8 protein-coding genes are annotated in these 9,894 nt (G+C 70.7%); 2 read left to right on the top strand and 6 right to left on the bottom strand.

The annotated features are described in order from the left end of the window. Nucleotides 1-133: 133 nt before the first annotated feature. From ACFXGX_RS28840 to ACFXGX_RS28850, 3 genes are all read right to left on the bottom strand, one after another. On the bottom strand, nt 134-1,000 hold the full coding sequence (locus ACFXGX_RS28840) for an inositol monophosphatase family protein (protein WP_384796464.1): 867 nt from the start codon (nt 998-1,000) through the stop codon (nt 134-136). A 125-nt stretch (nt 1,001-1,125) separates the two neighbouring features. Then, a complete protein-coding gene (locus tag ACFXGX_RS28845) occupies nt 1,126-2,946 on the bottom strand; it encodes a gamma-glutamyltransferase family protein (RefSeq protein WP_384796466.1) in 1,821 nt (606 codons plus the stop codon). Between the two features lie 85 nt (nt 2,947-3,031). Then, complete coding sequence (locus tag ACFXGX_RS28850) at nt 3,032-3,805, bottom strand: DUF4232 domain-containing protein (protein ID WP_384796468.1); 774 nt, start codon at nt 3,803-3,805, stop codon at nt 3,032-3,034. A gap of 392 nt (nt 3,806-4,197) precedes the next feature. On the opposite strand from ACFXGX_RS28850, the gene ACFXGX_RS28855 reads away from it, so the two are divergent. After that, the gene (locus ACFXGX_RS28855; RefSeq protein ID WP_384796470.1) at nt 4,198-4,872 is read left to right on the top strand and encodes a hypothetical protein; all 675 of its coding nucleotides are present in this window, start codon (nt 4,198-4,200) and stop codon (nt 4,870-4,872) included. Nucleotides 4,873-4,932: 60 nt separating this feature from the next. On the opposite strand, the gene ACFXGX_RS28860 is transcribed toward ACFXGX_RS28855, so the two are convergent. The 3 genes from ACFXGX_RS28860 to hydA all read right to left on the bottom strand — a co-directional run bounded on the left by ACFXGX_RS28860 (nt 4,933) and on the right by hydA (nt 9,028). Beyond that, nucleotides 4,933-6,459, bottom strand: coding sequence for an NCS1 family nucleobase:cation symporter-1 (locus tag ACFXGX_RS28860; protein WP_384796472.1), 1,527 nt, complete (start codon nt 6,457-6,459; stop codon nt 4,933-4,935). A 127-nt stretch (nt 6,460-6,586) separates the two neighbouring features. Then, nucleotides 6,587-7,609 (bottom strand): TIGR03842 family LLM class F420-dependent oxidoreductase, encoded by a 1,023-nt coding sequence (locus ACFXGX_RS28865; protein ID WP_384796474.1) that lies wholly within the window; start codon nt 7,607-7,609, stop codon nt 6,587-6,589. A gap of 18 nt (nt 7,610-7,627) precedes the next feature. Beyond that, nucleotides 7,628-9,028 carry a dihydropyrimidinase gene (gene hydA / locus ACFXGX_RS28870; RefSeq protein WP_384796476.1) on the bottom strand — a complete coding sequence of 467 codons (1,401 nt, stop codon included), beginning with the start codon at nt 9,026-9,028 and terminating at the stop codon, nt 7,628-7,630. Between hydA and infC the strand changes: the two genes are divergently transcribed. Then, entirely contained in the window at nt 8,994-9,713 is a 720-nt protein-coding gene (gene infC / locus ACFXGX_RS28875) for a translation initiation factor IF-3 (RefSeq protein ID WP_384796478.1), read from the top strand. The genes hydA and infC overlap by 35 nt on opposite strands. The last annotated feature ends 181 nt before the right edge of the window (nt 9,714-9,894 follow it).

Consider the following 9,894-nt stretch of genomic DNA (forward strand, 5'->3'; position numbering starts at 1 on the left):
GCGCCGTACGCCGGCCGCCGCGAGGGAACCGGACCCACGCGGGCCGTGGAGCTCCCGCGCGAGCGCGGCCGTGGAGCTCGCGCTCAAGCGCGGGCCGTGGGGCTCCCGCTAGGGCCCGGCCGTGGGGCTCCGCTCAGGCGCGGGCCGCCACCCACTCCGGCTGTGCCGTCAGCAGGGCGGTCACCCGGCGGACCGTGGCCTCGTCCCGGGCCGCCGTGAACGGCAGCGCGTTGCCCCCGGTGACACGGAACGGCTCGCCACCGAGCGTCAGATGGGCGCCGCCCGCCTCCTCGACCAGGAGGAGCCCCGCGGCATGATCCCAAGCCGCCTCCCAGCTGAATGCCACCGCGTCCAACTCGCCGCGGGCTATGGCCAGATACTCCAGGCCCGCCGAACCGCACGGGCGCGGGGCGACACCCTCGGTCCACAGTCCGAGGAGGGCGCGCTTCTGCTCGTCCGTGGTGTAGTCCGGGTGCGAGGTCGCTATGTCGAGGTCGCGGCCCGGCTCGGGCGATCCGGAGCGCAGCGGCACGCCGTCGAGCACGGCTCCTCGCCCTCGGATCGCGGTGGCGAATTCTCCGCGCGCGGGCGCGTACGTCCAGGAGGCGTGCACCACGCCGTCCAGCACGAGCGCGACCAGGGTGCAGAACCCGGGGTCGCCGTGCACGAACTGCCGGGTGCCGTCGACGGGGTCGACGATCCAGACCGGCGCCGTGCCCCCGATCGCCTCGTAGGTCGTGGGGTCGGCGTGCACCGCCTCCTCGCCGACCACGACCGAGCCGGGCAGCAGTGCGGTCAGTGCCTCGGTGAGGTACTTCTCGGCCAGGCGGTCGGCGTCCGTCACGAGGTCGTGCGGGCCGGACTTCTGGTCGATCTCGTCCGCGGAGAGCTGCCGGAACCTGGGCATGATCTCCGCGGCGGCGGCCTTGCGGATGGCGTCTTCCACGTCGGCCGCGCGGTGCGCGAGAAACTCGTCGATGGTTTCGATGTCTTCGATCATGGCTCCATGACAGCACGCCGCACTGACAATCCTCACCCCTCCGGGGTACTCCAGGTGGAATCACCATGAATTCCCGGGGCGGAGCGATCATCACGACGGTCGTCGCGCCCAGCGCGGGAGGGGCCTCAGCGGCCGACCGCGTATCCCTGCATCCCCCGCGCGTTGGCCGCCGCCGACAGGATCCCGGTCCGGGGATCGCGGGCCACCGCGCACAGCCGCCCCTCGGACCAGGCCTCCGCGACCGTGACGTCATGGCCCCGGCGGCGCAGTTCCCCGACGACCTCCTCGTCCGTGCCCGATTCGACGGTGAGGCTGCCCGGACGCATGCCGCGCGGGTAGAAGGAGCCGGGAAAGCTGTCGTTGTGCCAGTTCGGGGCGTCGATCGCGCCCTGGAGATCGAGTCCGCCTCGCACCTCGGGGCGCAGCGCCACGGACAGGAAGAAGTGCGTCTGCCACTGGTCCTGCTGGTCGCCGCCGGGGGTGCCGAACGCCAGGACGGGCACGCCGTCGCGCAGTGCCAGGGAGGGCGTCAGGGTGGTGCGCGGCCGGCGGCCCGGGGTCAGCGAGTTGGGCAGCCCCTCCTCCAGCCAGGCCATCTGGAGCCGGGTGCCGAGCGGAAAGCCGAGTTCCGGGACGACCGGGTTGGACTGGAGCCAGCCGCCGCTGGGCGTGGCGGCGACCATGTTGCCCCAGCGGTCGACGACATCCAGGTGGCAGGTGTCGCCCCGGGTGCCGCCGTCGGGTGCCACCTCCGGTTCCGCCGCCGCACGGGCCATGGTGGGCTCACCGGCGCCCGGTACCGCGAGCGCGTCGAAGCCCGGCTCGTCGGCGGCCACCACGCGCGCGTGCCCGCTCAGCCGCGGTTCGCGGCCGCCCGGACTGCCGGGACGCAGTTCGTGCGACGCCTTGTCCCCGACGAGTGCCCGGCGGGCCGCGTTGTAGGACTCCGACAGCAGTTCGCCGAGCGGCACCTCGGCCGCGTCGCCGTACCAGGCCTCCCGGTCGGCCATGGCGAGCTTGCAGCCCTCGACGAGCAGGTGAACGTACTCGGCGGAACCGTCGCGGGGCAGGTCGGGCGGGAGCAGGGCGAGTTGCTGGAGCAGGACCGGGCCCTGGCTCCAGGGGCCCGCCTTGCACAGGGTCCATCCGCGCCAGTCGTACGTCGCCGGGGCCTCGTACGTCGCGGACCAGCCGGCCAGGTCGGCGGCCGTCAGAGTCCCGGCGTGCCGCTCGCCGCTGGTGTCCATGGCGGGCCGCCGGGCCTGCCGGACCAGGGCCTCGGCGATGAATCCGGAGCGCCACACCTCCCGTGCCGCGTCGATCTCGGCCACCCGGTCCCCCGCGCCGGAGACCTCGTCGAGCAGCCGTCGCCACGTCGCGGCGAGGGCCGGGTTGCGGAACAGTTCTCCGGGGCGCGGTGACCGGCCGCCGGGCAGGTACACCTCGGCCGAGGAGGTCCACTCCGTCTCGAAGAGCGCGCGTACGGCGTCCACCGTCTCGCCGACGCGTTCCACGGGGGCGTGCCCGTCCTCGGCGTATCCGATGGCGTACTTCAGGACGTCGGCGAGCGGTTTGGTGCCGTGGTCGCGGAGCAGCAGCATCCAGGCGTCGAACGCGCCCGGCACGGCGGCGGCGAGCGGACCGGTGCCGGGTACGAGTTCCAGACCGAGGCTCCTGTAGTGGGCGATCGTCGCTCCCGCGGGCGCGACGCCCTGCCCGCACAGCACCCGCACGGGTCCGTCCGCGGGGGCCAGGATGATCGGGACCTCGCCCGCGGGTCCGTTGAGGTGGGGTTCCACGACGTGCAGGACGAAACCGGCCGCGACGGCGGCGTCGTAGGCGTTGCCGCCGTCCTCCAGGACGGCCATCGCGGACTGCGAGGCGAGCCAGTGGGTGGAGGACACCATCCCGAAGGTGCCCTGGAGGGTGGGTCGGGTCGTGAACATGCCTGCCACCTCACGGTACGGAGCGATCGGCCTCGGTCCCGACTATGGCATCCGCCGCTGCCCGGACGGCAGGGCGGGCGGGTGATCAGGGCACGGGCGCCCAGGCCGTGGTCCCCAGGGTGTTCTCGGGACCGATGTCGAGGGGGTCGGGCAGCCGGAGGGTGACGGCCGGCTGTCCCTGCTGCGGTGCGACCCGCAGAGACACGCCGTCCTCGGCCGCCATCCGCCAGTACAGGGAGGCCCGCGCACTCTCGCCCGGGTGGAGCGTGAAGGGCTCGGGACCCGGGTCGGCGGGCGCCATGGGCACCTTGTCCGTCCCCGCCACGGCGCGCACACCCGTGATCGGGGCGCCGTCCCGGTCGAGGACGTGGAGAACGGCCGGGCGGCCGTTCACCTGGTACGAGTGCCTGCCGCAGACGGTGAGGGTCAGGGTCATCCCGCGCAGGCCCATGGCCGCGTCGACGGGACCGCTTTCGAGGCGCAGGCCGGACGACGGGCAGGGGCCCTGCGGCGTCGGCACGGTGTCGGGCCCGGGCAGCTCGATGACGAGAGAGTCACCGGGGGTTCCGGACGGGTCCGGGAGGTGGGCGGCGTCGGTCCCGACGACGCTCGGGACGGGGTCCGGTACGGAGGTCCGCCCGGGGTCGCGCTCACGGTCGATCTCTGCGGACAGACCGCAGCCCGTGGTGGCCGTCGCGATCAGACAGAGGAGCAGGACCGGGCGCGCCCACTTCTCCCGGAGGACGGCGGCACGGGACGGAGTGCCGCGCGCGGGTAAGGAGACGGTGGGGACTTCGGACCGGGCCGCCGCTCCGGCGGGGGCCGCCGCGCCGACGCGGCGCCGGTTCGTCGCGATCATGGGCCGATCATGGCACGAATGCTCCGTGGAGGGCATCGCTCCGCCTGCCCTCGCGCGCGCACCGGGGCCCGACTCGCCTGAGAGCAGGGCCAGTTGGAGACAGGTCACGGCCGGGCGGCCGCACCGTCGCACGGTCGGGACACACCGCCCGACACTCCTGGATCCGGGTACGGACCGAGCGTCACGCGACTCGACATGAAGAAGACGGCGATCATCAGGTCGAACAAAACAGACATCTTGCCTCAGCATCAGTCAATCAACGCCAAGGTGAGTCACCGTCATCACACGGGCATGACGCCGGTCGGCCCTTCCGCACCACGACGTCTCATGTGACACTGGCGTCCCGTCCGCAGTGCGGACTCCTCCGCACCATCCCCCACGAGAAGTGCGCTTTGGGTTCTCTTCCTCTGCCGCTCGCGCTCGCCGCGCGCCTGCTGCCTGTCGCTCTACTCGCCTCCGCGGGCTGGGCCCTGGCGACCGGCCCGTCCGAAGCGACCCCCAACGCCGAGGACAAATCGACGCAAAAACAGACACCCGACTCGTCGTCGGCCCCTTCGGCCTCGGCTGCCGTCAAGACGTTCAGCGCGTCACCCGCCCCCTGCGGCGGCGTCCAGGTCGCGACGATCAAGTCCCTGGTGCCCGGCGCCAAGACGGCCGGCCAGGAGATCGCGTCGACCGACAAGGCCGTGCGCCGCACCTGCTCGTGGAACGCCCTGAAGGACTTCGACTACCGCTGGCTCGACGTCTCGTACGAGATCAAGGACTCGAACGCGGCGGCGGAGAAGGCCTACAAGGATCGTGTCGCCGACAAGAGCGGCGGCGGTGCGGTGCCCGGTGTCGGCGACTCCGCCTACTCCGTGGTCAATCTCAGCACCGAGGACAAGCAGGAGACCCGTGAGGGCGTGGTGATCATCCGGGCGTCCAACGCCCTGGTGGTCGTCACCTACAACGGCAGCGACTTCGAGACCAAGAAGGCTCCCGGCACCGACGAGATCAACAAGGGCGCCATCAAGGCGGCCAAGGAAGCGGTGGCGGCGCTGAAGGACGGCCAGAGCCAGAAGAGCTGACCGTCCTCCGGTCGCCGCGGCCGGTCCGCGGGAGCCATGCGGACCGCGGCCGGTTCACGGTCAGTCCGCGACGGCGTCCTTTCCGCGCGCCAGCATCAGGACCAGGTACAGCACCATCGAGGTGCCGAGGCCGACCGCCCATCCGTAGTCGGCGAGCGACGCCAGTGCCGGGACGGGCCGTCCGTCGATCAGCGGGTGGAAGTCCGCGCCGCCGACGGCCAGGACGCCGCCGGTGACGAAGGCGACCACGGCCCGCCAGTTCCAGCCGCCGTCGTACCAGTACCGGCCGCCCGTGCGATACAGGTCGGCGAGGTCGAGCCGGGTGCGGCGCAGGATCCAGTAGTCGGCGATGAGGATGCCGGCGACCGTCCCCAGCAGACCACCGACCAGCCCGAGCCAGGTGAAGATGTAGCCCTGCGGGTCGGAGTACAGCTTCCACGGGAAGATCAGCACGCCCAGGACACAGGTGGCGAGCGCGCCGGCGCGGAAATTGATCTTCCGGGGTGCGATGTTGGAGAAGTCGAAGGCCGGGGAGACCAGGTTGGCCGCGATGTTCACGGACAGGGTCGCGACCAGCACGGTGACCAGTGCGAAGAGGATACCGACGACGTTGTCCGTCTTGGCGGCCAGCTGGACCGGGTCCCAGATCGCCTTGCCGTACACGGCCTGCGAACCCGAGGTGACCATGACGGACAGGAACGCGAAGAGCGTCATGGTGGTGGGAAGCCCGAGCGCCTGCCCCCAGGTCTGCGCCTTCTGGCTCCTGCCGTACCGGGTGAAGTCCGGGATGTTCAGCGACAGGGTCGACCAGAACCCGATCATGCCCATGAGTGAGGGCCAGAACAGCTTCCAGAAGTCTCCGCCCCAGCCGAGCTTCGACGGCTGGTCGAGCAGGGGGCCGAAGCCGCCCGCCTTGTCGCTCATCCACCACAGCATCACGCCGGCGCCGACGAGCACGAACGGCGCGGCCCAGTTCTCGAACCGGCGGATCGTCTCCATCCCCCGGTAGATGATGGCGACCTGGAGCGCCCAGAAGATCGCGAACGACAGCCACATGGTCCAGGCGTGGCCGCCGATCTCGGAGGCGTTGGCCCAGCCGTCACCGAAGAGCTTGCCCGCGAGGAAGTAGATCGCCTCGCCGCCGATCCAGGTCTGGATGCCGAACCAGCCGCACGCGACCAACGCCCGTACGACAGCGGGGAGGTTGGCCCCGCGGACCCCGAAGGAGGCACGGGCGAAGACGGGGAAGGGGATGCCGTACTTCGGCCCCGCGTGCCCGGTGAGCAGCATCGGGACCAGCACGATCAGGTTGGCGAGCGCGATGGTGAGGACGGCCTGCTTCCAGTCCATGCCGACGGCTATCAGACCCGAAGCCAGCGTCCAGGAAGCGGTGTTGTGGGCCATGCCGACCCACAGGGCCGAGAAGTTGTACGTGGTCCAGGTGCGCCTCTCGACCGGAACCGGCAGCAGGTCGTCGTTGGCGTAGGGACCGGTGGGCGCGGGGGCGTCGGGCGCGATCTCCACCCGGCCGTCGGGGAGCGTGACTTGTCCGGCGGGCGGGACACCCGGGGAGACTATTTCTGTCATGAGCAGGCCAATCAATGAGGAGTGACGGGAAAGGCCGTGCGGGGGACGGACTCGGGGGGTGCGCACAGAGCGCCCTGATCCCCTTCCCGGGACGGCGGGAAGGGGAGAATGAGGGGATGACCTTCGGTTACTGCCCGTTGATGCCGGGGATGACCCACGCTCCGTACGCGTCGATCGTGGCTTCCTGGGCGTCGTGCATGTCGTAGACCGCGAACTGGTCGACGCCCAGCGCGCGCAGCGCGTTCAGTTTCTCGATGTGCCGCTCGGCGGGTCCGATCAGACAGAACCGGTCGACGATCTCGTCGGGCACGAACGCGGTGTCGGGGTTGTCGGCCCGTCCGTGGTGGGAGTAGTCGTAGCCCTCACGGGCCTTGATGTAGTCCGTGAGTTCGTCGGGTACGGCCGCCGAGTGCTCGCCGTACTTGGAGACGAGGTCGGCCACGTGGTTGCCCACCATGCCGCCGAACCAGCGGCACTGCTCCCGCGCGTGGGCGAGCGCGCCGGCCGAGTCGTCCTCGGTGATGTACGCGGGCGCGGCGACGCAGATCTTCACCTCGGCGGGGTCGCGCCCGGCGCTCGCCGCCGCTTCCTTCACGGCCTTGACCATGTACTCGGTGAGGTAGAGGTCGGCGAGCTGGAGGATGAAGCCGTCGGCCTCCTCGCCGGTCATCTTCAGCGCCTTCGGGCCGTACGCGGCCATCCAGACCGGCAGTTCGGCACCCGGGCTCACCCAGGGGAACTTGACGACCGTGCCGCCGAGGTCGGCCTCGTCGCCCCGGGCGAGGGCGCGGATGACCTTCATCGCGTCGCTGATCCGGGCCAGCGTGTTGGGCTTGCGTCCGGCGACACGCATCGCGGAGTCGCCGCGCCCGATGCCGCACACCGTGCGGTTGCCGTACATGTCGTTGAGTGTCGCGAAGGTGGAGGCGGTGACCTCCCACGTGCGGGTGCCCGGGTTGGTGACCATCGGGCCGACCGTCAGCTTCTCGGTGTTGGCGAGAATCTGACTGTAGATCACAAAGGGTTCCTGCCAGAGCACGGCCGAGTCGAAGGTCCAGCCGTACGTGAAGCCGTTGGCCTCGGCCCGCTTCATCAGGTCGATGACACGGGAGGCCGGGGGATCTGTCTGCAGGACGAGTCCGAAGTCCATGGCGCCACTCCTGGTCGCTCAGAGAAGGTACTGACAGGTGGAACGGGGGGTGTAGACGCCGTGGCCCGCCCGCCCGGTGAACTCCCGGTCGGTGATGACCATTTCGCCGCGCGAGAGCACCGTCTCGACCCGTCCGGTGACGCGCTTGCCCTCGTACGCCGAGTAGTCGACGTTCATGTGGTGGGTCTCGACCGACATGACCTGCTCGGCGTGCGGGTCGTAGATGACGATGTCGGCGTCGGCGCCGGGCGCGATGGTCCCCTTCTTCGGGTACAGGCCGAACATCCGGGCCGGTGTGGCGCAGGCGATCTCGATCCAGCGGCGGCGGGAGATGTGCCCGTCGACGACCGCCTGGTGGAGCAGGTCCATGCGGTTCTCGACGCCCGGAAGCCCGTTGGGGATCTTCGAGAAGTCGCCGCGGCCGAGTTCCTTCTGGCCGGTGAAGCAGAACGGGCAGTGGTCCGTCGAGACGACCTGGAGGTCGTTGGTGCGCAGGCCGCGCCACAGGGCCGCCTGGTGCTCCTTGGGTCGAAGGGGCGTGCTGCACACGTACTTCGCGCCCTCGAAGTCCGGCTCCGCGAGGTTGTCGGTCGACAGGAACAGGTACTGGGGGCAGGTCTCGCCGAAGACGTTCAGGCCCTCGTCGCGCGCTCGGGTGATCTCGGCGACGGCCTCGGTCGCCGAGACGTGCACGACGTACAGCGGAGCGCCCGCGACCTGGGCGAGCTTGATCGCGCGGTGGGTGGCCTCGGCCTCCAGCAGCGCCTTGCGCACCTCCCCGTGGAAGCGCGGGTCGGTCTCGCCCCGGGCCAGCGCCTGTTCGACGAGGACGTCGATCGCGATGCCGTTCTCGGCGTGCATCATGATCAGGCCGCCGTTCTCGGCGGAGCGCTGCATGGCGCGCAGGATCTGGCCGTCGTCGCTGTAGAAGACGCCCGGGTAGGCCATGAACTGCTTGAAGGAGGTGACGCCCTCCTCGACCAGCAGGTCCATCTCCTTGAGCGTCTCCTGGTTCACGTCGGAGACGATCATGTGGAAGCCGTAGTCGATGGCGCAGTTGCCGTCCGCCTTGGCGTTCCAGGCGTCGAGACCCTCGCGCAGGGACCGGCCGACGCTCTGGACGGCGAAGTCGATGATGGTGGTGGTGCCGCCCCAGGCGGCGGCCCGGGTGCCGGTCTCGAAGGTGTCGGAGGCGAAGGTGCCGCCGAACGGCAGCTCCATGTGGGTGTGGGCGTCGACGCCGCCCGGGATCACGTACTTGCCGGTGGCGTCCAGGGCGCGCTCGGCCGTCCACGACTCGGCCGCGGGCGTGCCCGTCGCGGCGAGGGCGGCGATCCGGCCGTCCTCGATCAGGACGTCGGCGTGGATCTCGTCGGACGCGGTGATGACGAGACCACCCCGGATGACGGTACGGCTCATGCTCCCTCTCCTTCCGGTCGTGGGTGCGCTGTGGGGGTTGTGGGGCTGTCGGGGGCCGAGGTCGGCGCTGTCGCGCGAGGCGGCCCGTGGGGCGGTTCGCGGGACGGCGTGCGCCGGGTGCCGGGGGGCCGCGCCCCCCCCCCCGCCCGTCTGCAAGCTCATGGACTACGGCAAGTTCAAGTACGAGTCGGCCATGAAGGCCCGTGAGGCGCGCAAGAACCAGGCGCACACGGTCATCAAGGAAATGAAGCTCCGGCCGAAGATCGACCCGCACGACTACGACACCAAAAAGGGTCACGTCGTTCGGTTCCTCAAGCAGGGCGACAAGGTCAAGATCACGATCATGTTCCGTGGTCGCGAGCAGTCCCGGCCGGAACTCGGCTACCGACTGCTCCAGCGTCTCGCCACGGACGTCGAGGATCTCGGGTTCATCGAGTCGAACCCGAAGCAGGACGGCCGAAACATGATCATGGTTCTCGGTCCGCACAAGAAGAAGACCGAGGCGATGGCCGAGGCCCGTGAGGCTCAGGCGGCTCGCAAGGCGGACGCGAAGGCCAACCCGGGTCGCTCGCAGAACGCTGCCGAAGAGGCCGAAGCCGACGGTGACATCACCGAGGGCGCGCCCACTGAGGCCGAGTCCACCGAGTCCACCGAGACCCCGGCCGAAGCGTCAGCCGAGGCCTGATCCCAGGGCCCCCGCCCCGGGATGTCAATCGATACATATGACGTTCCACCCCGTGGGGGGGGCGGGGGCCGGGGCCCCGCGCCCCCCCGGCGCGGGGGGTAAGCGGGGGAGGGCGAAAAACAAAAGCCAAACCGGGGCCGCCACCCCCAGAAAAAAAAACCCCGCCGCCCCGGGGGGCGGG

The sequence above is a fragment of the Streptomyces sp. NPDC059371 genome, from assembly GCF_042751995.1.
Classification (GTDB): Bacteria; Actinomycetota; Actinomycetes; order Streptomycetales; family Streptomycetaceae; genus Streptomyces.

Coding starts and splice junctions, on each gene's coding strand:
- hydA (WP_384796476.1), bottom strand. CDS start 9,028: ATGAGCCGTACCGTCATCCGGGGTGGTCTCGTCATCACCGCGTCCGAC.
- ACFXGX_RS28845 (WP_384796466.1), bottom strand. CDS start 2,946: ATGTTCACGACCCGACCCACCCTCCAGGGCACCTTCGGGATGGTGTCC.
- ACFXGX_RS28840 (WP_384796464.1), bottom strand. CDS start 1,000: ATGATCGAAGACATCGAAACCATCGACGAGTTTCTCGCGCACCGCGCG.
- ACFXGX_RS28860 (WP_384796472.1), bottom strand. CDS start 6,459: ATGACAGAAATAGTCTCCCCGGGTGTCCCGCCCGCCGGACAAGTCACG.
- ACFXGX_RS28850 (WP_384796468.1), bottom strand. CDS start 3,805: ATGATCGCGACGAACCGGCGCCGCGTCGGCGCGGCGGCCCCCGCCGGA.
- infC (WP_384796478.1), top strand. CDS start 8,994: ATGACGAGACCACCCCGGATGACGGTACGGCTCATGCTCCCTCTCCTT.
- ACFXGX_RS28865 (WP_384796474.1), bottom strand. CDS start 7,609: ATGGACTTCGGACTCGTCCTGCAGACAGATCCCCCGGCCTCCCGTGTC.